Source organism: Streptomyces sp. NPDC006624, assembly GCF_040611555.1.
Classification (GTDB): domain Bacteria; phylum Actinomycetota; class Actinomycetes; order Streptomycetales; family Streptomycetaceae; genus Streptomyces.
Genome location: NZ_JBEXOM010000020.1, coordinates 21436 through 45794 on the forward strand (window position 1 = coordinate 21436; position 24359 = coordinate 45794).

Below are 24359 nucleotides of genomic sequence, written 5' to 3' on the forward strand. Positions count from 1 at the left end.
CCGGGGCGGGACGAATGCGGGCCATTGGGACTCAGCTGTGCACGGGTGAGCCCTGACCGGCGCACAGCGGGCATCGACACGATTCACAAGGCCGCCACCGCCGACGTAGGTTCTGTGAACCGCGGGAGCACGACCGGAACGGGGGACCGGTCGGGCTCCCGCGCACCGCCCGGGCCGTCCGCGTCCCGCTCAGCCCCGCAGCCGCACCGGGATCTCCTGCCAGCCGAAGGCGATGAAGGACGGCACCTGGCGCAGGCCCTCCTCGCCGGCGGCCAGGCGCAGGTCCGGGAAGCGGTCGAAGAGCGCGGGCAGCGCGGTGAGGGCCTCCAGCCGGGCCAGCGGCGCGCCGATACAGCGGTGCACGCCGATCCCGAACGACAGGTGGTCGTCGGCGGCGCGCGTGGCGTCGAAGACGTCTGCGTCCGGCCCGTAGCGCTCGGGATCGAGCCCCGCGGCGGCGAACGTCGTGATGATGGCGTCGCCGGCCGGGATCCGCACACCGCCGACGGTCAGGTCGGTGACGGCGAACCGCAGCGGCAGCGAGGCGATCGACGGGTGCACGCGCAGCGTCTCGTCGATCACGGCGTCCCAGCCGGTCTCCCCGGACCGCACGGCCGCCAGCTGCCCGGGGCTGCGCAGCAGGGCGACGACCGCGTTGCCCACCAGGTTGACCGTGGTCTCGTACCCGGCGCCGATGACCAGCAGCAGCGTGTACAGCAGTTCCTCGTCGCTGAGCCGGTCGCCGTCCTCGTCCCGGACGCGGATCAGCTCCGTGGTCATGTCGTCGCCGGGGTGGGCGGCCTTGTGCGCGATCAGCGCGGGCAGCACCGTGCCGATCTGCCGCTGGACGGACGCCGCGTGCTCCGGGCTCGGGTCGGTGGTGTCCATGATGGCCGCGACCAGCCGGCCGGTGGCCTCGCGCAGGTCGTCCGGGACGCCGAACAGTTCGCAGATCATGCGCATCGGCAGCGGGTGGGCGAAGCGCTCCTTGACGTCGACGACCTCCTCGCCCGCCGCGTCGAGCGCGTCCAGCAGCTCCGCCGTGATCGCCTCCACCCGGGGCCGCATCGCCTCGGTGCGCCGGTGGGTGAAGCTGGGCGCCACCAGTTTGCGCAGCCGCGTGTGGTCGGCGCCGTACGTGGAGAGCATGTTGACCACGCCCACCCAGCCCAGGATCCACGCCCAGGACGGGTGGTCGCCGATCTCGGGCCACAGCCGCCAGTGCAGCCGCGGGTCCTTGCTGACGTTCGGGTCGAGGATGAGTTCCTTGAGCGTGTCGTACCCGGTGGGCGCCCAGGCGGGGATGCCGCCGGGCAGCTCGACGGGGACGACCGGGCCGAGGGCGCGCAGCCGGGCGCTCTCGGCGGCGATGTCGGCGCCGAACGGGTCGAGCGCGATGCGGTCGGTCACGGTCACGGGCGTCCTCCTGGCTGGTCGGGGGAGCGGGGGGTGAAACGCACGGGCAGTGCGGTCAGCGAACGGTGGAACGGCCCGGGCCGCCAGGTGAGGCGCTCACGGGGCAGCACCGGTTCGAGGTCGGGCAGCCACTGCGTGAGCCGCTCGATCGCCTCGGTGGCGATGAGCATCGCCTGCTGCCGGACGGGGCAGGCGTGCGGCCCCGCCGACCAGGACAGGTGGGAGACGTCGCCCGGGTGGCGGTCCGCGCCGCGCTCCTGCTCGGCGGCGTGCGCGAGGGCCCCGTAGCTGATCACCACCGGCACCGCCGCCCGGATCCAGGTGCCGTGGAAGGTGAGGGGCGTACGGGCGTAGTGGATGCCGTAGTTGGCGAGCGGCGTCTCGTGGTGCAGGACGTCCAGCACCGCGTCGGTGACCGGGCGGGCGCCGCTGGTCAGCGTCGAGTAGAAGGCCGGGTTGCCGAGGATCCGCGACAGGGCGTTCGCCACCAGGTTGGCCGTCGGCTCGTGGCCCGCGCCGAGCGTGAGGAACACCTGCCAGGTGACCTCCTCGTGGGTCAGTTGCGCCGGATGGTCCAGCAGCCGGCTCGCCAGGTCCTCCCCGCGCTGCTCGATCTTGGCGGCGATGAGCTCCAGCACGTACCCGGCGTACTCGGCCTCGCCCTGCGCCGCCTGCGCGCCGCCCTCGATGATCTTGCCGATGGCGGCGTCCAGCCGGTCGCTCGCGCTGTCCGGCAGCCCGAACAGGCTGTTGAAGATCAGCGCCATCAGCGGCCTGGTGAACTCGCCCACCAGGTCGGCCTCGCCGCGCGGCCCGAACCGGCTCACCAACAGGTGCACCGCCGCGTGCACCCGGGCCCGCAGATCGTGCGGCTCCACCAGGTCGAAGGCGTCCACCAGGGAGGTGCGGTAGCGGATGTGCGCGGCGCCGTCGGCGAACAGCAGGTTGGGCCGCCACCGCATCATGCCGAGCACCGGCGAGTCGTCGGGGACGGTGGCCTCCCACGGCCGGGGATCGTGCGAGAACGCCTCCGTGTCGTGCAGCAGGTCCAGCGCCGCGCGCCGGTCGGTGACGACGTACGCCGGGACGCCGGGGGCGAGTTCGGCCCAGCCGACCGGGCCCTGGGCGCGCAGGGCCGCGTAGTACGCGTAGGGATCGCGGGCGAAGCCGTCCTCCCACAGGCGGACGGGCGCCGCGAGGGAGAAGGCCTGCTCAGCGGGGGAGGGGTGGGTCACCGGGGCTCCGGGGGGTGGTGGTCGATCAGGTGCTGCACCAGCGCGAGCAGGGCGTCGACGGAGGAGTCGGCCTCCCGCGCGTCGCAGGTCACCATCGGGGTCGTCGGTTCCAGGTCCAGGGCGGCGCGCAGCTGCTCGGGGGTGTGGTGGCGGGGCGCGTCCGGGAAGGTGTTGAAGGCGACCGCGTACGGCAGTCCGGACTCCTCGACCAGCCCGAGCACGTCGAACGAGGCGTCGATACGGCGGGCGTCGACCAGGACGAGCGCGCCGAGCGCCCCGTAGGCGATGTCGTCCCACAGCTCCCGGAACCGCTCCTGGCCGGGCGTGCCGAACAGGTACAGCACCACCCCGCCCGGCAGGCTGATCCGGCCGAAGTCGATGGCGACGGTCGTGGTCGACTTGTCGCGCACCCCGGCGAGATCGTCCACCTGCGCGGACGCCTCGGTCAGGAGCTCCTCGGTGTGCAGCGGGCGGATCTCCGACACCGAGCGGATCAGGGTGGTCTTGCCCACCCCGAAGGGTCCCGTGACCAGGATCTTCACCAGGTCGCGGGCGGTGTCGGGGAGATGGATGTCCGCACCGCCGGTCCGGGCGTCAACGGTGCTTGAGGTCGCGGAGGCCATCGGCCACTCTCTTCAGCAGGTCGGGGTCGAAGCGCCGGGCCGGCGGGATGGGCGCGCGGGCCAGCACCAGATCGCGGTCCAGGAGGCCGGCGGCCAGCACCAGCACGGCGGAGACGGGCAGCCGCAGCAGCGCCGCGGCCTCCACCACCGTCAGCGACCCGTACTCCAGTTCCTCGAGCAGGGCCGCCTGGGCGGCGGGCAGGTCGGCGGGGGCCGGCTCACCGCTGCCGGTGAGGACCGACAGCCGCTCCAGGTGGGTCCGGCTGGGCCGGGCCACACCGCCGGTCGACAGATACGCGGGAACCAGGGGACGGCCGCCTCGGCGACCGGTCATGCCGGTGCGTCGCCGTCGGTGCCTCGTGGACCGGCGGCCATCGCCTTCTCGCCCAGCCGTGCCACCTGCGAGTGCACCCGGTGGGCGAGCAGGTCCAGGCGCACTTCCGGATCGCCGTACGCGGCCACGCAGGTGCCGTGGTCCGTCGGCACGATGAGCACGTAGCCGTGGTCCGACTCGATGACGACCTGCCGGACGTCCGCACGGTCCGAGTCGGCGAACGCCGCCGCCGCGGTGCGGCAGGCGCCCTGCACCGTGCTGGTGATCGCCGCGACCCGCTCGGCCGACGGCTGCGACAGCGCGTCGGTGTAGCCCGTGACGAGCCCGTCCCGGGTGAGCAGGACGGCGGCCACGGTGTGCGGCACCTCCAGGACCGGATCGAGCACCCATGCCGTGTCCCCCGTCGCGTGGCCGCTCATGGCGCCGTTCCCCCTTCGTGATCGTTGCTGTCGGTGTCGTCGGTCGCTGTGTCGTCGGATGCGGTGCCGGCCGGCGCCGTGGCCGGGGCACTGTCAGGTACGGCCGGGAAGGCTCCGGTGTTCGACCCGGCGGCGGACCGTGCGGCCGCCGTGCCGGACTGCAGGGCGCCGAGCGCGGCGGCGGCCTCCTCGGGGCGCCGCGGCGCGCGCCTGGGGGCGGGGGCGGCCACGTCCGCGGCGGCGGGAGCACCGGGGGCACCGGCGCGGCTGCGGCGCCGCCGCTGCGGGAGGCCGCCGCTGTCGCGCGGACCCTGGTGTCCGGGGGCCGGGGCGGAGACGTGCTCGTCCTGGTCGGCCCCGTAGTCGTGGTCGCGTTCGCCGTCCGGGCCGGTGGGACGGGCGCCGGGGTGCCGGGGGGAAGCGGGCGCGGACTCCCGGGGCGGCGCGTCCGGGCCCGGCTCGCCCACGGCGGCGACACCGGCCGGAGCCGGGCCGGGCCCCGGGGCCGGGCCGGATTCCGGGGCCAGGTCGGATTCCGGGGCCGGGCCGGGAGTGGCCGGTTCCGGCCGCCGGGGCGGGGACGCCGGTGCCGGGTCCGGGCCGTCGGCCGCGCTTCGGGCGGCGGCACGCGGAGCACCCGCCGTGTCCCGCTCCGGCCTGCGCGTCGAGCGCGGGGCACTGGCCGCCGGGGGAAGCTCCTCGGGGTCGATCCGCGTCAGCAGGTGGCTGTCGACCCGCAGCACCGCCCGGACGCCCCCGTACGGCGACGGGGAGGACAGGTCCACGCCCAGATCGAACTGCCGGGTCAGCTGGCCGATGGCGGCGAGGCCCATGCGCGGCGGGTCGCCGAGCTCGGTGAGCAGGATGGGCTCGGAACCGCCCACCAGCCTCTGCGCACGGGCCCGTTCCTCCTGCGTCATGCCCAGCCCGGCGTCGTCGACGGTGACGCAGACACCGTGGTGGACGGCCTCCAGGTTGACCACTACCTCGGTGTCGGGCGCGGAGTGCCGCAGCGCGTTGTCGAGGAGTTCGGCGACGATGATCGCGACCGGCTCGACGGCGTGGGATACCAGGGCCGTCCCGGCCGCGAGGTGGTTGTGGACGCGCACCCGCTGGTAGCCCGCGAGCCGGGCCTGACCGCCCGTCACCGCGTCGACGAGGTGGGACTCCTCCCGGGCGAGCCCCACCCAGGCCCCGCACACCACCGCCGCGACCTGCGCACGGCGCAGCGACTGCTCGTTCTCGTGGTCCAGCTCGAAGAGGGTCTGCGCCAGCTCCGGGTCGTCGTAGCGCTGCTGCAGCCCGCGCAGGGCGTCCTGCAGCCGGTATAGCGCCGCCTGGATCTCCCGGGTGGCCCCGCGCATCCCGGCCTGCGCGGCCGCGTCGATCCGGGTGCGCTGCGCGGCGAGTTCGGCGTGCAGCGCCTTCAGCACCTGCTCCAGCGCCAGTCCCAGGGGCGAACCGGCGAGCTGCGGGTTCAGCGGGCCGGGCACAGTGACGTGCGGGTGCGCGGTCTGCCGGGCCGCGGCGGGCAGGCGCCGCGCCGCCAGGTGCTCGACCTCGGCCGCGAACGCCCGTGAGGTACCGTCGAGTTGCGCCCGCAGCGCGGCCGTCTTCGCGCGCTGTTCGGCCAGCTGCCGCCGGGAGCGCAGCAGCCCGCCGCCGAGGGCGAACGCGGACAGCGTGCCGACGGCGAGACCGCCGGCGACCAGGTCCGGTATTTCGATCATCGAGTCGATTCCAGTGGGGAGTCGGGCAGGGCGGAGTCCGAGGTCCTCGGGCGGACCATCCGGCCATCCGGAGCACAGTACACACCGTCATCGCCTGATCTCGCACGGTGGGAGCGGCACTTCGTTTCGAAAGTGATCGCCGTCTGGTCGCATCTGTGGCAACTGTCGGGATTGCCGTCCGGGGGAGAGGAGTTGGCGCTGCCCGCGGACCCGCCGGGTCCGCCGGGAGGGGCGTGACCGGGCCGCCGCCGAATGGCACCGCGAAGGCCTGTGTGCCACCTCGGCGGGCGGGTACCCGACCGTCGCCCTGAAGAGGCCCGCTCCGCGAGAAGGAGGTCCGAATGACCAGCGAGACCGAGACCGGCGGCGCAACCGGTACGCAGGACAAGGACTACAACCTGATCTGGTACGTCGAGGCGTGCCTGAGCAACGCCCTGCGCCTGGAGAGCTACATCCAGGACGCGGAGCGCGCCAAGGACACCGAGGTCGCCGACCTGTTCCGCAAGGCCCAAGCGGACAGCCGCAAGGGTGCGGAACTGGGCAAGGGACTCCTGCGGGCACGCCTCGACGGCGGCTGAGGCCACCCGGCCCGCCCGGGCCCGGACTCCCGCCAGGCGGGGTCCGGGCCTTTCCGCGTGCTGCGCGGGTCGAGTGCCTTCTGGCCGACGCGTCGTCAGACGGACCGGCGGGAAGGGAAGTTGGGCAGTCAGACGTCGGGCATCCTCCCGCCCGCCGCCGGTCCCGTCTACCGTTGCCCCCCGGCAGCCACCACGACGGAGATCACCGAGGAACTGATCCGGGACCTGCTGCGTGACCAGCACCCCGATCTGGCGGACCGGCCCCTGCGGCTCGGGGCGCGCGGCTGGGACAACCAGGTGTGGCGGCTCGGCGACGACCTCGCCGTGCGGCTGCCCTGGGCGACGGGGTCCGCGGACGCGCTGCTGCGCAAGGAACACCCCTGGCTGCCGCCGCTCGCACCGCGCCTTCCGCTGCGCGTGCCCGTGCCGCAGCACCTGGGCGAGCCCTCCTCGCGGTTCCCGAGGCCCTGGCTCGTCAGCCGCAGTCCATTGAGTACGTGGTCGCTGTGCGTCTCCATCACGATCTGCACCCCGCTGGCCGCCGCGGCGCTCGCCAGGTACGCCATCCAGGTCTGGCCCTGCGGGTGCGGGTGCGCCTCCGGGTTCTCCAGCAGGATCAGTGTCCCTGGCTTGGCCGACAGGCAGGCGACGACGATCGGCAGGACGTACGTGAGTCCGAAGCCGATGTTGGTGGGCCGCTGTTGGAGGCCAACGCACCGGAGCCGAAGCGGTGGCTGAGGCGGACGGCATCTGTGCCGGCGATGTCCTCCGCCTTGAGAGCCCCCCCGGGCAGAGCTGCTGCATCCATGCCTGGGTCTGCCCGAGGAGGCTGTTGGAAGAGGCGTCCGGGAGGATGAGCGAGCCCGCCGCGACGGGTTCATCGTGGTGAAGGCGCAGATAGTTGACTGTGTGCTCGCCGTGCGCGCCGAGGAATCCGCGGGTGTGACGGCGTGATGCGAACGGGGGAAACTGACCTGCGGCGAGACCCGGTCCGCCTTGGGGTACTGGAAGCCCGGCCCGAACAACGTCGGCAGCAGCACGGCCGGTTCGACAGACGCCTCGAGGATCTGCCCGTCCTCTTCCCGAAGCAGCTTCAGGTGGTCGGCCTCACGCTCGTAGAGCGCCGTCCACTGCTCCGCCGCTCCGCCTCCCCGTACTGTGAACGCGATGTGCGGCCCCGTGTCGTCGTACGACTCGTGCCGCACGTCCTGCCCGGTACCGAGTTGCACAAGCTCCTCGTTGAGGAGCAGCCCGGCGTCACGGTCGCCGACGGGGGCGAGGTCGCCCGACTCGTACGACTGCCGGAGCAGGGCGAGGGACTGGAGCACGGAGCTCTTGCCCGACGAGTTCAGCCCGGTCAGCAGCGTGAAAGGGGCGAGGCGCAGTTCCTGGCGGGCGAATGCCTTGAAGTCGGTGAGGGTGAGCGACTCAAGCATCCGTGGACTCCAACACCTCGCGAAACAGCTCCTTCATGGACTGGAAGCGGTAGTTGATCTTGTTGGCGTCGCCGGTGCCTGAGGAGATGGCGTCGTAGAAGGCCGGGTCGTCCATCAGCTTCTGGAACTTCTCCCGGAGGACCGGTGCCCGCGCGCACAGGATGTCGATCTCCTCGGAGTCGCACCGCTCCACGATCACCGCTTGGGTCCTGAACAGGGCCTTGTTGATGGGGTACCGGCGGCTGACGCCGCTGAACTGCTTGCGGAACCCCTGTCCCTGGTCTCCGAAGATCCGTCCGCAGTCCACCATCGCGAGATAGAAGCGCCGCTCCAGCTCTGTCAGCAACTTCAGCCGGCAGTGCGTTGATGCGGTGCATGGCTTTGCGGAGGAAGCCGTCGAAGTCCTGCGTGACGTACCGCTCGGGCGGAGTCATCGCGAACGCGAGGAAGCGTAGACACAGCGGCCAACAGCAGAGCTGGGAACATCCACCACCACCGCATGGCCCTCCGCCCCGAAGGCCCCAGCCACAGCGCCGCCGCGGCCACGGCGGCGGCGATGGTGACGACGCACGACAGAACGATTCCGCCATACGCGTCGTCGTCCCAGGTGCCGGACGGGGTGATGGTCCATGCCGTCCAGCAGAAGTACGCGGCGATGAGGGTGAGCAGGGTGAGGGGCACAGCGAGGACCACACGGAGGCAGCCGCGGTCGTCGTCCCAGTGGGAAGGGCTGATCATCAGCGCAGTGCGTTCCTTGCCTCGTCCAGATTGTTCGCGAACCCAGGCCCGTAGCCCTGGGTGTCGTCGGTCTGCCAGGACGGCCTGCCGTTGTAACGCGCGGCGAGTTCCTGGTACTGGGCCGGTGTCATCTCCTCGGCCGGCACAGCGGCGAACTCACTCTCCGCCTTGAGTTGGGCCAGGTACTCCGAAACGATGAAGATGTTCTGCGCAGGATCCTGCAAGGCGGTTTCCAGTCACCGACGAGGCCCTTAGTCTGCCGATGCCGATGCCGATGCCGATGCCGATGCCGATGAGGACGGGGTCGCCGGAAGAGGGCTGATGCCAGGTTCGAAGTGGGCGCGGAGGTAGATGCGGGTGCGCTTCGGCGAGTACTCGTGTGCGTACAGACGGACGCAGCGCTTGTCTGACGTGTCGTACGCGTCGGACGTGCCGTACGGGTTGTCGGGGGTTCCGGAGGTGCCGGGGTCCTCGGTGGCCTTGGCGGCGGCGGGGCAGACGTAGCCGTAGCGCATGCCGTCCTTGAACGTCTCGGGTTCCGGGAGCCCGAGGTGGGCGAAGTCATGGGGAGTGACGTCGGCCTGCGTGGACGAGGGCTTCAGCCACTTGCCCTCCGCGGGATGCTCCTTAAGGTAGGTCTCCGCCTCGGACCTCGTCAGCGTGAAGGTGAGCAGGCCCGTGTCGAAACGGGAGGTGACCTCGTACGCGGCCTGTGGGGACCGGGCCGTGACCGGGATGTCAAGGCCCATCTGCTCGCTCATCCACTCCGACGAGATCCCCTCGGCCCACCTCGCGTCCGCAGCTTGTTCCGCCACGCGGCCGTCGGCGCCGTCGCCGCCCTGGTCGGCGAGGAGCCACGCCCCTGCGGTCACGACGCCCGAGAGGGCCAGTACGCCGGCGGTCACGCCTGCGATGAGCCACCAGCGGCGGCCACCACGACCGCCGTTGCCGCCGCCTTCCTCGGGTGCCCGGTACGCGTAGACGTCGTTCATCGGCCGTCCGCCCTCTCCGCCGCCCTGCCGGTCGTACGGTCCTGCTGTTGCTCTCGGCCGGGATTCAAGCGTCCGTCCCTGCTGTCGTCGGGACCCGGTAGCGGGTCGTCGTTGGGCTCCGAGGAGCCGAGATCGTAGTTCTTGACGCTGCTACTGCCCGTCATGTCGAACTCCTGGGCGAGGCCTACCCGGTGCAGCTTGGCCATCTCTCCGTCGGGGATGTCCAGCGGGCCGACGTTGACGCCCTTGCCCTCGTCCCAGTTGTAGCGGTCCCAGACGTTTGCCTGGTAGTCGATGCTGATCTTGGGGTTGCCATTCACATCCGGAACGGCCGTCACCACGCCGGTGACGTTGGTATTGGCGCCGCCCACCGCGTAGTACCAGTTGGGATCAACCTGCTGAGTGAAGTAGAAGCCCTCGGGTTGCTTCGCCTCGACCGGGAAGGCGACCGGTTTTCCTCCGTTCTTCTCGAACTCCGCGAGAGCCTGCTTGCGCCAGTCGTCCTGGTTCAGCCGGACGATGTCGTCGACGTACGTCCTGAAGGCGGGGACGTCCGTCATCATCTTGTCCACGGGCAGGTTCATGACGCTGCCGCTGTTTCCCAGGAAGTGGGCCATGTGGCGGGACGCGTCCGTCATGCCCTTCCAGTCGGCGCCCTCCGTCAGCAACTCCATCTTCTGCTTGGTGGTCCACTCGTCGAAGCCTGGTGACTCGGACCCGTGTCTTCCCGAGCCCGCGTCCGCCGCGATCTGCGGCATGGTGGGGCTGAGAATGCCTGCGGCCAGCAGGTCGTCCTTCTGCGCCAGCCAGAGCTGTGCCCGTGCCTCGGGGCTCAGGGACTCCCACAGGCGCCCCAGTTCGGCCCGCTGCTTCGGGCTCGCGTCCCCGCCGAGCGCGGCCAGTTCCTTCGCGCGCGGCAGTTGTTCCTCGTCAAGGGAGGTGTACCGGGCATGGCCCGCGTTGTGCGGGTCGTTGCCGTGGCTCTTGCGCAGCGCGCGTACTGCCGCCGCGTCGACCTCGGCGGCGTGCTGGACGATTCCGGTGAGAGTGTCCGCGTACCACTGGATCCGGTCCTTGGTGCGCTGGTCGGGGCCGTCGGGAGTGCACATCGCCTCCGAGACGCGAACCGTGCCGCCCGGACCGTCGAAGACGAGGAGGCCTGGGTCCGGCGGTTCGTGGGCCGGGTCGCCCTTGCGCGCCGAATCGCTGAGGCTCTGTGCCTGCTTCTGGTACCGCGTCAGCTCGGCGTGGGCGTCGCCGAGGACGTTGGCGATGCTCTCGGCCTCTGTCTGGAGGTCCGTGAACTCTGTGGCCGTTTTGCGCACGAAGTCCTTGGTCACGCCGGCGTTGACGCCCTCCCAGCGGGCGCCGTCGGACTTCTTCGTCAAGCCGTCCCGTACGTCGGTCGTGAGCTTGGCCAGATCGCCGGCCATCGTTCTCCAGTCGGACGCAGCCGTGCCCAGCTTGGTGAGGTCCAGGGCCATGAGGTCCGAGTACGACAAATCTCCCATGACGCGACCTACTTGAAGTAGTCGTTCAGCGCTGAGACGGGCAACGATCCAGTACGGCCCCGGATCTCGGCTGCGATCCCGGCGTCCTCCCGCGCATACAGCTTCTTGCTGTAGTCGAGGTGGTTGGAGATGTGCGCGCAGGCTTGGAGGACGTGCTTCACCTGCGAGGTCCAGATCTCGACCGTCGACTCCAGTTCCGCACCGAGCCCGAGGTTGTGGCTCTTGAGCGCGGCGGCCGCCTGCATGGTGGACCCGGATCCGTTCTTGTCCACGCCCGCACCGGCGACGTCGGCCTTCTTCTTCAGCTCGCTGTGGAGTATGAACGCCTCGTGACCGACGGCCCCGAGGTCGTCTCGGTGCACCACGAGATCCGAGTCGCCGACACCTGCCGCCCCGGCCTGATTCAGCCGCATCCGCACAGCCTGGCCCTCCGACGCCGCAGCCTTGGCCCTCTCCCACTCTTCCCAAGCCACTTCGGTCCCCCGTCCCGTCCCCGGTCATGCTTCGGCGAGCCGTGCAATGGCTGCCGCCCGTCGCTCACGCAAATCTATCAACCCCGTACATGTGAGCAGCCGTTCAGCTTGACCTGCGACTCGGCTACTCGGCCGGGATTGCCTGGAACGGCATGGTCGCCACAAGGCCGAAGGGGCTCTCTCGGCTGCATGAGCACTTGTTCTGGTGAACTTTCGAGGTTCGGAGGCGTGGTCGGCGCGTGCTTCCTGGCGTGGGCAGCGGTCGGTACGGGTAGTGGAGGTGAGCGGGCGGGTGAGCGAACTGGTACGGCAGCCGGATGAAACCGTGGCTGCGGACACGGGCTCGGAGGGCGAGACGGAGGCTTCGGGGGCGCCCGAGCCGGGGTCGGGCATCCTCCGGGTTTTCGGTCGGCAGCTGAAGCGGTTCCGGCTGCGGGCGGGGCTGGAGCGGGCCGAGTTCGGGTCGCGGACCGGGTACTCGGCCTCCACGATCGCGCCACCTGGGTGCCGGGCGAGCCCGCCGACCGCGCCCCCGTCACGCGCGCCGCGGAGGCGGCCGACGCCCTGGCCGGCTTCCTGACGGCCCTTCACCGGCCCGCGCCCGATGGGGCACCCGAGGGCCGGGATCGGGGCGGACCGCTGTCCGGCACCGCCGCACACCTCACCCGGCAGCTCGCCCCGGCCGCCGAGCGAGGGCTGGTCCACGACCCGGACGCCGTCCGCGCGGTCTGGGAGGACGCCGCCGCCCCCGACTGGACGGGCCCGCGACTCTGACTGCACGGCGATCTGCACCCGGCCAACGTGCTGACCACCGACGGCCCCCTGTCCGGGGTGATCGACTTCGGGGACCTCTTCGCCGGCGATCCGGCCTTCGACCTCGCCGCCGCCTGGATCCTGCTGCCGGACGGCGCCGTCGACCGCTTCCACGCCGCCTGCCGGCCGGCCCCGGACGCGGCCACCCTGCGCCGCGCCCGGGGCCGGGCGGTGCTGCTCGCCCTGGCCTGCCTGCACATCGCGGACGCCGGCGTCCACGGCCGCCCCGGAGGCAAGCCGACCTGGGGCCCGCCCGCCCGTGCTTCCCTGCGGCGCCTCACCGCGACGCTCCGGCGGTGACCGGGCGGCCCGGGGGTGACTGGGCGGCCCGGTGGTGACCGGGTGCCCCGGCAGCGACTCGGCGGCCCAGCGGTGGCAGGACGGCCCGGCAGTGACTGGGCGGCCCGACGGTGATCGGGCGGCCCGGCCGTGACGGGCGGCCGTCGCGGGTCCGCCGGGCCGGGTCAGAGCCCGAAGACCTCACTGACGCACCGGGCCAGCCGGTCCTCCGTCATCGTGCGGTCCACGGCGACGGCGGGCAGCCCCAGGCGCGCGGTCTCCTCGCGGAGCCGCCCGGTGAACAGGTCGTCCCGCACGGCCAGGTTGCGTTCCGCCCGCTCCGGGTGGCCGGTCCTCGCCGTGAACCTCGCCTCGTGCCCGGCCCGGCTGCGGAAGGCGGCCTGCCGGAAGCCGGGCGTGGGCAGCAGCCAGACCGCGTGCCGCCGGTCGGGCAGCAGCGGCTCCACGAGACGCGGCAGCAGCCGGAAACCCTCGACCACGACAGGCGGCTCCGACGGCATGCGCAGCAGATCCTCGACGATCAGGCCGAACGCCTCCCCGTGGAACCAGGGAAACGTCTCCAGCATCTCCTCGGGGGACCTGTTCACCCAGCGCTCGTCCATGTCCATGGCCAGGAACGCGTGCAGCAGGGGCGCGTCCCGGGCGGTGGTCCGGCGCGCGTGATCCGCCATCACGTCGTCGGTCGCGTAGACGCGCCAGCCGTGCCGCCGCGCGAGCCGGCGGGCGATGGTCGACTTGCCCGCGCCGCTCCCGCCCCCGATCCAGTGGACGTGCCGCACCTGTCCGCCCCTCCCGTGACCGAGTCCGACTGTCAGTGGCGGATGCCACCATGCCGCAGTCCACCATGGCATCCCGGGACGAGGGGGAACGATCGTGCGCAGGCCGGTCGACGGAGAGGTCCACGTGCACTACGGCCAGATCCACGTCGAGAGCGATCCGGACGGCGACGGCCCGGGCCTCGCGGAGGCGTTCGCCGGGCAGAGCGGAGGGCTGTGCGGGGCGGCCGCGCCGGGCACCCTGTGGCTCCGCACCGGCCTGCACACGGGCGGCGTGGGCTTCACGGTCGAAGTGCACGAACAGGCCCCGCCGCTGGACCCGGAATGGGAGGACGTGGTCGAGGTGTCCTTCCGCCCGCTCTCGACGGACAGCATGCTCGTCCAGTGGGCGGGAGAGGCCGCCTGGCCGCTCGGCCTGGAGGAGACCGGGTACCGCGTGCGGTACTGCGCCCAGGGCATGGACCGGGCGCACCACGAGGACACCCGCCTCGGTGAAGAACCCCAACTGGACCGCTATCTGCTGCAGTTCTGGCCCGCCCCGCCCGAGCCGGACCGCGTCCTGAAGCAGACCTCATGGATCGCCGCGCACTGCCACGCCTACGCCCGGGACCTGCCGCCCCCGCCCACCCCGGCCGAGCGCGCCGAGACGGAGCGCAGGGCCCGCCTGGCCCGGGAGACCGCGGAACGGGAACGTTTGCTCGCCCTCGAACGCCGGGAATGGGGCGGGAAGCCGCCGAGCGAGGCCCTGCGCGGCCTCGGAGGCGACGTCAGAGGGCTGCGCGCCTTCGCCCCCGATCTCCTCCACGCGCTCGACGCGGCCGGCCCCGCCACCCGGCGCGCGGTGGCGCTGCTGGCGGCCCGCCGGGCCTGCGAGGTCGCCGGGCTCACCGCTCTCGACTGGGTCGCCGACGCGCTCACGGCCCTCGACGAAGGCCGCCCGCTGCCCCCGCCGTTCGGCGACGACACCCGCATGTGGCAGACACTGGCCTCCGACCCGCGCCTCCCGGACCGGACGGTCGGCCGGGCCGTCCCACCCGGGCCGCCCCCCGTCCGGCAGACCGGTTCCCCGTGCACCGCAGCCCTGTCCGTCGACGACGCGGCGGTGCTGGTGACAGGACCCGCCCGGGGCGCCGCGCGGCCGCCGGACCTGTCGGAGTCGGGGGAGTCGGCGGAGCCCGCGGACTCACCCGAGCTGGCGGACCTGCCCGAGTCGCCGAACCTGCCGGATCCGGGGGAGCCGGCGGACCTGCTGGACCCGCCGGAGCCGCCTGAGCCCGCGGACTCGCCCGAGCCCGCGGACTCGCCCGAGCCGCCGGATCCGCCGGAGCCCGCGGACCCGGTGTCGCGGGGCCTCGGCCCCGCCGTCACCTTCGGCCCGCTGGACCCGGGGGAGCCGGCGGACCTGCTGGACCTGCCGGAGCCCCCTGAGCCCGCGGACTCGCCCGAGCCGCCGGACCCGCCGGAGCCCGCAGACCCGGTGTCGCGCGGCCTCGGCCTCGCCCTCACCTTCGGCGTGCCGGACCCGTCCCTCCGGTACTCGCAACCGCACATGGCCCTCCCGGCGGTGACGGCGGCCGCCGCCCCCGACCCGCTGGCGGCCGCCGTCGACGCGGTGTACGCGGCCATAGGCGCCTACGGCGAGCACTGGCCCGCCCTGCTCGCCGAGGTCAGAGCCGTCTGCGCAGGCCGGAAGGCGTAGTCCGGAGGCGGTCCTGCCCGGGGCGGCCGTCTCCCGCACGCCGCGGCAGGCCGGCGCCGCCCGGCCGGGCCTCCCCGTCGCGGGCCGGTGCGGGCCGGTGCGGGCCGTCGCGGTCGGTGCGATCCGTTGCGGAAGGGAAGACCGCGGCACCGGATGGGCCGCTCGGGTGGATGCGTCCGTCCCACGTGACTGACCCCGCCCCACCGGGTACCCGGGCGTTCCTGCCACGACCGGCCGGACGGCTGTTCGCGGTGCCGTCCCGGGCGGCCGCCGGCCCCGAGTCGAAGGAGCTCCCGCTCATGACGGACGTATCCGGCACCGGTCCCGCGCCGGGCGACGACCGCAAGGTCCTCACCAACCGCCAGGGCCATCCGGTCCACGACAACCAGAACCAGCGCACCGTCGGTGCCCGCGGCCCCGCCACGCTGGAGAACTACCAGTTCCTGGAGAAGATCAGCCACTTCGACCGGGAGCGCATCCCCGAGCGTGTCGTGCACGCCCGCGGCGTCACCGCCTACGGGCACTTCGAGGCCTACGGCACCTGGGGCGACGAGCCCGTCAGCCGCTACACCCGGGCGAAACTCCTCCAGGAGCGCGGCAAGCGCACGGACGTGGCCGTGCGCTTCTCCACCGTCATCGGCGGGCGCGACTCCTCCGAGGCCGCCAGGGACCCGCGCGGTTTCGCCGTGAAGTTCTACACCGAGGACGGCAACTGGGACCTGGTCGGCAACAATTTGGGCGTCTTCTTCATCCGTGACGCCATCAAGTTCCCGGACGTCATCCACGCCCTCAAACCGGACCCGGTGACCTTCGAGCAGCAGCCGAACCGCATTTTCGACTTCATGTCGCAGACGCCCGAGGCGATGCACATGCTGGTCAACCTGTTCAGCCCGCGCGGCATCCCGGCCGACTACCGCCACATGCAGGGCTTCGGCGTCAACACCTACAAGTGGGTCAACGCCGAGGGTGAGACCAAGCTGGTCAAGTACCACTGGATGCCCAGGCAGGGCGTGCGCAGCATGACCGAGGAGGACGCGGCCAACGTCCAGGCCGACACCCTGGGCCACGCCACCAAGGACCTGTACGAGGCGGTCGCCCGGGGCGAACACCCCGAATGGGAACTGCTCGTCCAGATGATGGACGACCACGACCACCCGGAGCTGGACTTCGACCCGCTGGACGACACCAAGACCTGGCCCGAGCAGGACTTCCCGCCGAAGCCGGTGGGCCGGATGGTGCTCGACCGGATGCCGGAGAACTTCTTCGCCGAGAACGAGCAGATCTCCTTCGGCACCGGCGTCCTCGTCGACGGCCTCGACTTCTCCGACGACAAGATGCTCGTCGGCCGGACCTTCTCCTACAGCGACACCCAGCGCTACCGGGTCGGCCCGAACTACCTCCAGCTCCCCGTCAACCAGGCCAGGAACGCCGACGTGCGCACCAACCAGCGCGACGGGCAGATGGCGTACCACCAGGACGGCGGCGGCGAGAACCCGCAGGTCAACTACGAGCCGTCCATCACCGGCGGCCTGCGCGAGGCCCAGTACCCGACCCATGACGAGCAGGGCCCCGAGATCACCGGCCGGCTCACCCGCAAGCGCATCCCCCGCACCAACGACTACCTCCAGGCCGGTCAGCGCTACCTGCTGATGGAGGACTGGGAGCGCGACGACCTGGTGAAGAACTTCATCGGTCAACTGTCCCGGTGCGACCGGGCCGTCCAGGAGCGCATGGTCTGGCACTTCCTGCTGGTCGAGAACGACCTCGGCCTGCGGGTCGGCGAGGGTCTGGGCATCACCCCGGAGGACGTGGCGGGCCTGGAACCGCTGGCGAGCCAGGACCTCACGGACGACGACCGTGAGCGCCTGTCCAACCTCGGCCGGAACAAGCCGCGCGACGTCGAGGGACTCACCATGACCCACTGCGTCCCCGACGAGCGGCACGTCGTGACGCGCTGACCGTCACCCCGGCAGGGCCGTACGGGCCACCGCGAGGGCCTGTTCCGCGTAGCCGCGGCCGAACAGCACGGCGTGCACCAGCAGCGGGAACAGCTGGTGCACGCCGACGCGTGCGGTCCAGCCGTCGGCCAGCGGGGCCCGGTCCTGGTAGCCGTCGAGCACCTGCTCCAGATGGGGACAGCCGAAGAGCCGCAGCATGGCCAGGTCCGTCTCGCGGTGCCCGCCGTGCGCGGCCGGGTCGATCAGCCACACCCGTCCGTCCGTTCCCCACAGCACGTTGCCGTTCCACAGATCGCCGTGCAGCCGCGCGGGCGGCTCGGCGGGTCCCGCGAGGTCCGGCAGCCGCGCGCACAGCCGTTCCACGACGGTCGCCTCGCCCGGGTGGAGCGTGCCCTGGTCGACGGCGCGCCGCAGATACGGCAGCACGCGGTGCTCGGCGTACCAGCCCGGCCAGTCGGTGCCGGGCTCGTTGCGCATCGGAGCGAGCCCGATGCGGGCGTCCACGGGCCCGTCGGGCGGCGGCGCCCCGAACGCGGGCGCCCCGGCGGCGTGCAGCGCGGCCAGCTCCCGCCCGAACCGGAACGCCGCCTCCCGGCTCGGCCGTCCCTCCGCGACCCGGTCGAGGACCAGCCAGCCCTCGTCCCGGCCGTGCACCCGCGGCACCCGCACGGTCCCGGCCTCGGCCAGCCACCGCAATCCGGCGGCCTCGGCCCGTGCCGCCCGCGCGTCCTCGGCCCGTTTGACGACCACCACCCGCCCGTCGTCGAGACAGACCTCGGTGAGCGCGCCGGACAGGGGGCGTTCCCCGCCGGTCCTGCGTCCGGTGAGCCGGGCCACGACATCCGCACGGTCGGTCATACGTGTCTCCTCTCCCTGCCGCGGTCGGTTCCGAGTGTGGCGTGCCCCGGGCCGGCGGGCGTGAAATTCCGTACGCGGACGGCACATTCGGCGGCACGTGCCGGTCACGCGGGACGGTGAAATGCCGCCGCGCACCGACAGAACGGCCCGGCGCCGGGGGAGCAGTCGGGGCATGACGACTTCATCGTTCCAGCGCACCATCGCCCTGCCCGCCCCCGTGTGCGAAGAGGCCGCCCAGCATCTGGAGCAGGCCGCGCACCGGGCCATCGACGGAGCGGGCGTCCCCCTGAAGGCGTTCCGCGCGGCCGCCGACAGCGACTTCGTCCTGCCCGTGTCGGTGGTGGAGCAGGCCGCGGCCTGCCTGCTCGTCCTGGCCACCGAGACGGCCCAGTCCGTACCGCCCTCCGCGCTGCGCGCCACCATCAGCGTCGCGCTGCGGCTGCGGGACGCCGTGGAGCTGACCCACCAGCCCGCGCTCAGCAGCCGGTTCTGGTAGGCCCTCAGGCGGGGCGGAAGGCGGCCTCGGCCTGTGCGCGCCGCAGTTCCTCCAGCGTGTCGAGCTGGCGACCGGCCCGGGCGAGGAGTTCGTCGAGCTGTCCCGCGTCCAGGCGGGGGTCCGTGGCGGCCAGGTCGCGCAGCGTCCGCCAGCCCGCCGTCTTGCCCTCCACCCCCAGCCGCAGCCCTTCCAGGTCCCACAGCGTGCTCAGCGGCGACCGCCTGATCAGGCTGCCGTTGCCCTTCAGGCGCCCCACCTGCTCGACCGCCCGGCCCGCGTACACCTTGTAGCGCCGCACCGGCACGTCGAGCCGCCGCAGGATGCCGATCAGACTCTCCCGGTCCTCCGCGATCCCCGCGGCGACCGGGGCCAGCGCGTCGGCGAGGGGCGTGTCCCGGCACGCGCGCAGCACGGACCGCGCCCGCGCGGTGGCGGCGGTGGCACCGGCGAGATGGTCGTTGAGGTAGATGCCGAGCAGGGACATGTCCGTGGCCGGGGCACGCCCGGTGCCCGGCGCGTCCGCTCCCTGATCCGTCATGACGCTGCTCCTGTCGTACTCGCGTCCCGTGCCACGGTCACGGTGGTGGTGACCCGTACGAGGCTGGGAGGGCGGGGTGCCGAGCCGGACCCGAACCGTACGGGCGGCTCCACCGGGGCCAGTCCGCCGAGGTCGCGGCCCTCGTGGACGGCCGTGGCCGAGACGACCGGGTGCAGGTCCCGGGCGCCGTACCACTGGTGCCGGCCCGCGCGGGCCGTGGCATGGGTGCGGGCGCCCAGCAGCAGCCGGGCCGGCCGGTCCCACAGCGCGAGCCAGCCCGGGCTGACGGCCAGCGGACCCGGCACGGCCCGCAGGGCGAGGCCCGTCAGGTTCCTCCGGCCGGTGCTGAAGCGGAGGTCGAGCGGCGGGGCGGAGACGGTCCAGTGCCGGCGGCCGGTGACGCCCACCCCGACGGGCACGACACGTACCTCGTCGAAGAGGTAGGTGGCGGCGACGAAGTCCGCGACCTGCCGCGAGGGCGCCAGCAGCAGACGGTGCCCGTCCGGCCCCTCGACCATCACGTCGCTGAACAGCCCGAAGGGCGACCCCGGCCAGTGCCCGAGCACCAGCCGCGTACCGGACGCCGTGCCGAGCCCGGCGATCCAGCCGTCGAAGCGCAGCGACAGCAACGGCGGCCGCTTCCGGGCATACCGGCCGGGGCCTGCGGTTTCGGGTCTGGGGAAGCGCACGCCGGGCGGGTGCCCGGGGCTCTCGGGGCGAAACGGCAGCCACCTGCCGCACGTCCCGATGTCGCGCGCCGGTCCGGCAGCCGCCCCGCGCGATGTGGCCGAAGCCACGTCACCTTCGAGGTCCCGGTCACGTCGGGGCCGGGGCGGTGGCCGTTACCGTCTACGACCAGATCCCGCCCCCTCCCCTCGGACGGACGGCCCGGCAGTGCCAGCAGATCTCTCCCCTGTCATCGCGGCGACCGCGCAGTGGCTGACCCGTGCCTTCCCCGCTTCCGGCGGCGCGCTGGCCTCTGCCCTGTGCGAGGTGCAGGCCCGGCAGGCGGTGACGGTCGCGGCGTGGCTCCGGTACCCCACGGAGACGGACGCCGCCCTGCTCGGCCTGCTCGGCCCCGGCGGCGCGGCGCGGCTGGACTGGATCACCGGCGCGGACGCGGCCGCGGACGACGACCCCGACGCACACGCCTGGCGCACCTGGGTGGACGAGGTCGTGGCGAGCTGGGCGGCCGGTCTGCTCACCGACCCGGAGCTGGCCGCCCGGGCGGTGGCCGCCGTCGCCGCTGACGGCCACGGCACCGGCACGCCCGCCGAGTTCCGCCGGCTCGTCGCGCCCGACGACGGCGACCGCCGCGCCGCCGCGCTCCTGCGCCACCCGGACCTGCTCGCCCCCGTGACGGAACTCCACCGGGCCGAGCTCCTCGACCGGCTGCACCCGGGGCGCACGCTGATCGCCTGACGCGGTTCCCTCCCCGCCTCCGTGACCGGCCCGTGGTCATCGGCCGCAGAGCCGTCATGAACTGCGCCGACGTCCCCTCGCGCACCCCTCGTCACTCTCCGTACGTCACCGGTTTGCCGTAGGCGACCGTGCCCCCGGCCCGCCGCCGACGGACGCTGAGTGCCGTGACGCCGACGGAGGAGAGACCGACATGACCACCGCCTTCTCACGGAACTGGGAACACGCCGTCGTCACCGGCGGCGCCGGGTTCGTCGGCTCCCACCTGTGCGCCGCCCTGCTGGACGCGGGCGCCGCCGTCACCTGCGTGGACGACTTCAGCACCGGCCGGCCGGAGAACATAGCCCCGCTGCTCGAACAGCCCGGCTTCACGCTGGTGCAGGCCAACGTCACCGAGGGGATGCGGATCAAGCGCCCGCCGGACCTCGTCCTGCACTTCGCCTCCCCGGCGTCCCCGGCCGACTATCTGCGGCTGCCGCTGCACACCATGGAGACGGGCAGCCTCGGCACCCGCAACGCCCTGGAACTCGCACACTCCGCCCGGGCCCGCTTCGTCCTCGCCTCGACCTCCGAGGTCTACGGCGACCCGCAGCAGAACCCCCAGGACGAGCGCTACTGGGGCAACGTCAACCCCGTCGGGCCGCGCAGCGTCTACGACGAGGCCAAGCGCTTCGGCGAGGCCCTCACCACCGCCCACGCCGAGACCCACGGTACCGACACCTGCATCGTGCGGCTGTTCAACACCTACGGCCCCCGGATGCGCGGCCACGACGGACGCGCGGTGCCGACCTTCGTACGGCAGGCCCTGGCCGGCGATCCCCTCACCGTGACCGGCGACGGCCGCCAGACCCGCTCGCTGTGCTACGTCGACGACACGGTCCGCGGCGTCCTCGCGGCGGCCGCCCAGGGCATGCGCGGACCGGTCAACATCGGCAACCCCTCCGAGATCACGATGCTCGACCTGGCCCGGCTGGTCGTCGAACTCGCCGCGTCGCCCTCGGAGATCCGCTTCATCGAACGCCCGGTGGACGACCCGGCCGTGCGCTGCCCGGACATCACCCTGGCCCGCGACAAGCTCGGCTGGGAGCCGCGGGTGCGCGCCGAGGAGGGACTGCGGCGCACGATCGCCTGGTTCCGCCAGGACGCGACGGACGGCTGACCCCAGCCGCCCGCGCCCGGTTCGCCCCCCACCGCCGAAAGGCCCCCACCCCCATGCGCATCCTCGGAATCAACGCCCTCTTCCACGACCCCGCCGCCGCCCTGGTGATCGACGGGAAGACCGTCGCCGCCGCGGAGGAGGAACGGTTCTCCCGGCGCAAGCACGGCAAGCGGCCCCTGCCGTTCTCCGCGTGGGAACTGCCCGAGAAGGCCGCCGCCTGGTGCCTGAAACGGGCCGGGCTGCGCCCCCAGGACCTCGACGCCGTCGCCTACTCCTTCGACCCGCGGCTCGCCCGCCCCGCCGACGCCATGGGCCTGGACGACCCGTGGGACCACCTGCGGCTGACCTACGCCCGCGAGGCCCCCGGCTTCCTGCGCACCGCCCTGCCCGGCCTCGACGCCGGCACCGTCCGCTTCGTGCCGCACCACATGGCCCACGCCGCCTCCGGAGCCTTCGCCGCACCCGACGCCGGCGACTCCTCCGTCCTGGTCCTGGACGGCCGCGGCGAACGCGCCTCCCACCTGGCCGCACGCCGGGTGGGCGACCGGTTGGAGGCCCTGCACGCCCAGGACCTGCCGCACTCGCTCGGCCTGGTCTACGAGGAACTCACCGAGCACCTCGGCTTCCTGCGCTCCTCCGACGAGTTCAAGGTGATGGCGCTCGCCTCCCACGGCAGGCCGCGCATGCTCGCCGCACTGCGCCGCCACGTGTACCCCACCGGCGACGGCGGCTTCCACGCCACCGGCGTGCCGTGGTCCGAACTGTGCGCGCCGCGCGGCCCCGACGAGCCCTGGAACCAGGACCACGCCGACGTCGCCGCCAGTGCCCAGGCCGTGCTGGAGGAGACCCTGCTCGACCTGGTGCGCTGGCTGCACGGACGGACCCACGACAGCGTCCTGACCCTCGCCGGCGGCGTCGCGCTCAACTGCGTGGCCAACTCCCGTATCGCCCGCGAGGGCCCGTTCTCCCGCGTGTGGGTGCAGCCCGCCGCCGGTGACGCCGGGACCGCGCTGGGCGGCGCCCTGCTGCTGTCCGCGGCCGAGGGCGACGAGCCGGAGCCCATGACCGGCGCCGACCTCGGCCGGGACTGGTCCGACGCGGAACTCGGCGCCTGGCTCAAGACCGCCGCCGTCCCCTTCGAACGGCCCCCGGACATCGCCGGGACCGTCGCCCGCGCCCTGGCGGACAACCAGATCGTCGCCTGGTTCCAGGGGCGCTCCGAGTACGGCCCCCGCGCCCTCGGCCACCGCTCCCTGCTGGCCCACCCCGGGCACGCGGGCAACCTGGAGCGGCTCAACGACGTCAAGGGCCGCGAGCAGTTCCGGCCGGTCGCCCCGATGGTGCTCGCCGGCCGGGCCGCCGAGATCTTCGACGGCCCGCTGCCCAGCCCGTACATGCTGTTCGTGCACGACGTCGCCCCGGCCTGGCGCGACCGCATCCCCGCCGTGGTGCACGTCGACGGCACCGCCCGCATCCAGACCGTCGACCCGGACCGCGAGCCGCTGGTCGCGAGCATGCTCGGCGCGTTCGAACGGCTCACCGGGCTGCCCGTCGTCGTCAACACCAGCCTCAACACCGCCGGGCGGCCCATGGTCGACGACCCGCGCGACGCGCTGGAGTGCTTCGGCTCCTCACCCGTGGACCTGCTGGCCATCGGCCCGTACGCCGTCCGGCGCGGCGGCCTGTTCCACGCCGGGGCGGACGCCGGCCCGCACGGCGACGCCCTCACCGACGACGCCGGAGGCACCCGGTGACCGGCTCCGGCACGCCCGCGCGCACCGCCGAGTACGCCGTCGTCGTGCCGACGCTCGGCCGGCCCAGCCTCGGCGCCTGCCTGCACGCCCTCGCCGACGCGGCCGGGCCCCGGCCGGTCCGCGTGGTCCTCGTCGACGACCGGCCCGACGCGGACCGCAGGCCCCTGACCGCCGACGTCCCGCCGGCCCTGCGCGCCCGCACCATCGTCGTGCCGGGCGGGGCGCGCGGTCCCGCCGCCGCGCGCAACCTCGGCTGGCGCGCCGCCGGTGACGTGCCCTGGATCGTCTTCCTCGACGACGACGTCGTCCCCGGACCCGCCTGGGGCGACGACCTGGCCCTCGACCTCGCCGCGGCCTCGGACCGGACCGCCGGCATCACCGCCCGGATCGAGGTGCCGCTGCCCGCCGACCGCCGCCCCACCGACTGGGAACGCAACACGGCCGGGCTCGCCGGTGCCCGCTGGATCACCGCCGACATGGCCTACCGCAGGGCCGCCCTGGTCGCCGTCGGCGGCTTCGACGAGCGGTTCCGGCGGGCCTTCCGGGAGGACGCCGACCTCGCCCTACGCGTGCTCGACGCGGGCTGGAGCCTCACCGGCGGCCGCCGCACCACCACCCACCCCGTACGGCCCGCCGGGCCCCTGGTCTCCGTCCGGATGCAGGCCGGCAACGCCGACGACGTCCTGATGACCCGGCTGCACGGCCGCCACTGGTGGCGCCGGGCGGAGGCGCCGCGCGGACGACTGCCCCTGCACCTGGCGATCACCGGGGCGGGCGTGACGGCCGCGGGCTGCGCCCTGCTCGGCAGGCACCGCCTCGCCGGTGCCTGCGCCGCCGCGTGGCTGGCCGGCACCGCCGAGTTCGCTTTGGCCCGTGTCCTGCCCGGCCCCGGCACCCGCGACGAGGTGCTCACCATGGCCGTGACCAGCGTGCTCGTCCCGCCCGCCGCGACCTGGCACTGGCTGCGCGGGCGGCTGGCCCACCGCGGGGCCCGGCCGCACACCCCGCTAGGGCCCGCGGAAGCGGCGCCCGCGCCCCGCCCGGCGGTCAGGGAACGGCTGCGGTCATGACCGGGCGGCTGCCTTCCGGGACGCGCGGTCCCAC

Annotated in this window: 23 protein-coding genes and 4 pseudogenes; 11 read left to right on the forward strand and 16 right to left on the reverse strand. The window is 73.4% G+C overall.

Going from position 1 to position 24359, the window contains the following annotated elements:
* Positions 1-189 precede the first annotated feature (189 nt).
* From ABZY20_RS29375 to ABZY20_RS29400, 6 genes are read right to left on the reverse strand one after another with little or no spacing between them, the layout of a single operon-like run.
* Positions 190-1416 (reverse strand): cytochrome P450, encoded by a 1227-nt coding sequence (locus ABZY20_RS29375; RefSeq protein WP_356445287.1) that lies wholly within the window; start codon positions 1414-1416, stop codon positions 190-192.
* The gene (locus ABZY20_RS29380; RefSeq protein WP_356445289.1) at positions 1413-2651 is read right to left on the reverse strand and encodes a cytochrome P450; all 1239 of its coding nucleotides are present in this window, start codon (positions 2649-2651) and stop codon (positions 1413-1415) included. Before ABZY20_RS29380 ends, ABZY20_RS29375 begins: the two co-directional genes overlap by 4 nt.
* On the reverse strand, positions 2648-3274 hold the full coding sequence (locus ABZY20_RS29385; protein WP_356445291.1) for an ATP/GTP-binding protein: 627 nt from the start codon (positions 3272-3274) through the stop codon (positions 2648-2650). The genes ABZY20_RS29380 and ABZY20_RS29385 overlap by 4 nt, the downstream gene beginning before the upstream one ends.
* Positions 3246-3608, reverse strand: coding sequence for a DUF742 domain-containing protein (locus tag ABZY20_RS29390; protein ID WP_356445293.1), 363 nt, complete (start codon positions 3606-3608; stop codon positions 3246-3248). Before ABZY20_RS29390 ends, ABZY20_RS29385 begins: the two co-directional genes overlap by 29 nt.
* On the reverse strand, positions 3605-4027 hold the full coding sequence (locus tag ABZY20_RS29395) for a roadblock/LC7 domain-containing protein (protein WP_356445295.1): 423 nt from the start codon (positions 4025-4027) through the stop codon (positions 3605-3607). Before ABZY20_RS29395 ends, ABZY20_RS29390 begins: the two co-directional genes overlap by 4 nt.
* The gene (locus ABZY20_RS29400) at positions 4024-5757 is read right to left on the reverse strand and encodes an ATP-binding protein (RefSeq protein WP_356445297.1); all 1734 of its coding nucleotides are present in this window, start codon (positions 5755-5757) and stop codon (positions 4024-4026) included. Before ABZY20_RS29400 ends, ABZY20_RS29395 begins: the two co-directional genes overlap by 4 nt.
* Before the next feature lie 341 nt (positions 5758-6098).
* On the opposite strand from ABZY20_RS29400, the gene ABZY20_RS29405 reads away from it, so the two are divergent.
* Both ABZY20_RS29405 and ABZY20_RS29410 read left to right on the forward strand, forming a co-directional pair.
* Positions 6099-6335, forward strand: coding sequence for a hypothetical protein (locus ABZY20_RS29405; protein WP_356445299.1), 237 nt, complete (start codon positions 6099-6101; stop codon positions 6333-6335).
* 141 nt (positions 6336-6476) lie between these two features.
* Positions 6477-6815 (forward strand): annotated as a pseudogene (locus tag ABZY20_RS29410) (hypothetical protein); the annotation flags it as partial.
* A 68-nt stretch (positions 6816-6883) separates the two neighbouring features.
* Here ABZY20_RS29410 and ABZY20_RS29415 read toward each other — a convergent pair.
* From ABZY20_RS29415 to ABZY20_RS29440, 6 genes and pseudogenes are all read right to left on the reverse strand, one after another.
* Positions 6884-7771 (reverse strand): annotated as a pseudogene (locus tag ABZY20_RS29415) (DUF3696 domain-containing protein); the annotation flags it as partial.
* Complete coding sequence (locus ABZY20_RS29420; RefSeq protein WP_356445300.1) at positions 7764-8117, reverse strand: hypothetical protein; 354 nt, start codon at positions 8115-8117, stop codon at positions 7764-7766. The pseudogene ABZY20_RS29415 and the gene ABZY20_RS29420, both read right to left, overlap by 8 nt.
* Before the next feature lie 391 nt (positions 8118-8508).
* Positions 8509-8733, reverse strand: coding sequence for a hypothetical protein (locus ABZY20_RS29425; RefSeq protein ID WP_356445302.1), 225 nt, complete (start codon positions 8731-8733; stop codon positions 8509-8511).
* Positions 8734-8760: 27 nt separating this feature from the next.
* Positions 8761-9501: a hypothetical protein gene (locus tag ABZY20_RS29430; RefSeq protein WP_356445304.1), complete on the reverse strand. Its 741-nt coding sequence runs from the start codon at positions 9499-9501 to the stop codon at positions 8761-8763.
* Positions 9498-11012, reverse strand: coding sequence for a hypothetical protein (locus ABZY20_RS29435; protein ID WP_356445306.1), 1515 nt, complete (start codon positions 11010-11012; stop codon positions 9498-9500). Before ABZY20_RS29435 ends, ABZY20_RS29430 begins: the two co-directional genes overlap by 4 nt.
* An 8-nt stretch (positions 11013-11020) precedes the next feature.
* The gene (locus ABZY20_RS29440; protein WP_356445308.1) at positions 11021-11485 is read right to left on the reverse strand and encodes a hypothetical protein; all 465 of its coding nucleotides are present in this window, start codon (positions 11483-11485) and stop codon (positions 11021-11023) included.
* 325 nt (positions 11486-11810) lie between these two features.
* Between ABZY20_RS29440 and ABZY20_RS29445 the strand changes: the two are divergent.
* Positions 11811-11981: pseudogene (locus ABZY20_RS29445) on the forward strand (helix-turn-helix transcriptional regulator); the annotation flags it as partial.
* A 2-nt stretch (positions 11982-11983) separates the two neighbouring features.
* Positions 11984-12598: pseudogene (locus ABZY20_RS29450) on the forward strand (phosphotransferase); the annotation flags it as partial.
* Positions 12599-12762: 164 nt separating this feature from the next.
* Here the strand turns inward: ABZY20_RS29450 and ABZY20_RS29455 are convergent.
* Positions 12763-13377 (reverse strand): hypothetical protein, encoded by a 615-nt coding sequence (locus ABZY20_RS29455; protein ID WP_356445309.1) that lies wholly within the window; start codon positions 13375-13377, stop codon positions 12763-12765.
* Positions 13378-13471: 94 nt separating this feature from the next.
* Here ABZY20_RS29455 and ABZY20_RS29460 point away from each other — a divergent pair, with 94 nt between their 5' ends.
* Together ABZY20_RS29460 and ABZY20_RS29465 are read left to right on the forward strand one after the other, a co-directional pair.
* A complete protein-coding gene (locus tag ABZY20_RS29460) occupies positions 13472-15073 on the forward strand; it encodes a hypothetical protein (protein ID WP_356445310.1) in 1602 nt (533 codons plus the stop codon).
* Between the two features lie 299 nt (positions 15074-15372).
* A complete protein-coding gene (locus ABZY20_RS29465) occupies positions 15373-17031 on the forward strand; it encodes a catalase (RefSeq protein WP_356445311.1) in 1659 nt (552 codons plus the stop codon).
* Positions 17032-17034: 3 nt separating this feature from the next.
* On the opposite strand, the gene ABZY20_RS29470 is transcribed toward ABZY20_RS29465, so the two are convergent.
* Complete coding sequence (locus ABZY20_RS29470) at positions 17035-17889, reverse strand: fructosamine kinase family protein (protein WP_356445312.1); 855 nt, start codon at positions 17887-17889, stop codon at positions 17035-17037.
* 172 nt (positions 17890-18061) lie between these two features.
* On the opposite strand from ABZY20_RS29470, the gene ABZY20_RS29475 reads away from it, so the two are divergent.
* Positions 18062-18385: a hypothetical protein gene (locus ABZY20_RS29475; protein ID WP_356445313.1), complete on the forward strand. Its 324-nt coding sequence runs from the start codon at positions 18062-18064 to the stop codon at positions 18383-18385.
* A gap of 4 nt (positions 18386-18389) precedes the next feature.
* Here ABZY20_RS29475 and ABZY20_RS29480 read toward each other — a convergent pair whose 3' ends face one another.
* The gene (locus ABZY20_RS29480; protein ID WP_356445314.1) at positions 18390-18923 is read right to left on the reverse strand and encodes a hypothetical protein; all 534 of its coding nucleotides are present in this window, start codon (positions 18921-18923) and stop codon (positions 18390-18392) included.
* Positions 18920-19552, reverse strand: a complete 633-nt coding sequence (locus ABZY20_RS29485) for a hypothetical protein (protein WP_356445315.1) — start codon at positions 19550-19552, stop codon at positions 18920-18922. Before ABZY20_RS29485 ends, ABZY20_RS29480 begins: the two co-directional genes overlap by 4 nt.
* Before the next feature lie 265 nt (positions 19553-19817).
* Here ABZY20_RS29485 and ABZY20_RS29490 point away from each other — a divergent pair, with 265 nt between their 5' ends.
* From ABZY20_RS29490 to ABZY20_RS29505, 4 genes are all read left to right on the forward strand, one after another.
* The gene (locus ABZY20_RS29490) at positions 19818-20345 is read left to right on the forward strand and encodes a hypothetical protein (RefSeq protein WP_356445316.1); all 528 of its coding nucleotides are present in this window, start codon (positions 19818-19820) and stop codon (positions 20343-20345) included.
* A gap of 190 nt (positions 20346-20535) precedes the next feature.
* Complete coding sequence (locus ABZY20_RS29495; protein ID WP_356445317.1) at positions 20536-21501, forward strand: NAD-dependent epimerase/dehydratase family protein; 966 nt, start codon at positions 20536-20538, stop codon at positions 21499-21501.
* A 53-nt stretch (positions 21502-21554) separates the two neighbouring features.
* Positions 21555-23255, forward strand: coding sequence for a carbamoyltransferase C-terminal domain-containing protein (locus tag ABZY20_RS29500; RefSeq protein ID WP_356445318.1), 1701 nt, complete (start codon positions 21555-21557; stop codon positions 23253-23255).
* A complete protein-coding gene (locus ABZY20_RS29505; protein WP_356445320.1) occupies positions 23252-24325 on the forward strand; it encodes a glycosyltransferase in 1074 nt (357 codons plus the stop codon). The genes ABZY20_RS29500 and ABZY20_RS29505 overlap by 4 nt, the downstream gene beginning before the upstream one ends.
* The last annotated feature ends 34 nt before the right edge of the window (positions 24326-24359 follow it).

Bases quoted from the DNA above. Each gene is read 5' to 3' on its own strand.
- ABZY20_RS29385 (WP_356445291.1), bottom strand. From the start codon at position 3,274: ATGGCCTCCGCGACCTCAAGCACCGTTGACGCCCGGACCGGCGGTGCG.
- ABZY20_RS29390 (WP_356445293.1), bottom strand. From the start codon at position 3,608: ATGACCGGTCGCCGAGGCGGCCGTCCCCTGGTTCCCGCGTATCTGTCG.
- ABZY20_RS29395 (WP_356445295.1), bottom strand. From the start codon at position 4,027: ATGAGCGGCCACGCGACGGGGGACACGGCATGGGTGCTCGATCCGGTC.
- ABZY20_RS29400 (WP_356445297.1), bottom strand. From the start codon at position 5,757: ATGATCGAAATACCGGACCTGGTCGCCGGCGGTCTCGCCGTCGGCACG.
- ABZY20_RS29405 (WP_356445299.1), top strand. From the start codon at position 6,099: ATGACCAGCGAGACCGAGACCGGCGGCGCAACCGGTACGCAGGACAAG.
- ABZY20_RS29430 (WP_356445304.1), bottom strand. From the start codon at position 9,501: ATGAACGACGTCTACGCGTACCGGGCACCCGAGGAAGGCGGCGGCAAC.
- ABZY20_RS29435 (WP_356445306.1), bottom strand. From the start codon at position 11,012: ATGGGAGATTTGTCGTACTCGGACCTCATGGCCCTGGACCTCACCAAG.
- ABZY20_RS29465 (WP_356445311.1), top strand. From the start codon at position 15,373: ATGACGGACGTATCCGGCACCGGTCCCGCGCCGGGCGACGACCGCAAG.
- ABZY20_RS29470 (WP_356445312.1), bottom strand. From the start codon at position 17,889: ATGACCGACCGTGCGGATGTCGTGGCCCGGCTCACCGGACGCAGGACC.
- ABZY20_RS29475 (WP_356445313.1), top strand. From the start codon at position 18,062: ATGACGACTTCATCGTTCCAGCGCACCATCGCCCTGCCCGCCCCCGTG.
- ABZY20_RS29480 (WP_356445314.1), bottom strand. From the start codon at position 18,923: ATGACGGATCAGGGAGCGGACGCGCCGGGCACCGGGCGTGCCCCGGCC.
- ABZY20_RS29495 (WP_356445317.1), top strand. From the start codon at position 20,536: ATGACCACCGCCTTCTCACGGAACTGGGAACACGCCGTCGTCACCGGC.
- ABZY20_RS29500 (WP_356445318.1), top strand. From the start codon at position 21,555: ATGCGCATCCTCGGAATCAACGCCCTCTTCCACGACCCCGCCGCCGCC.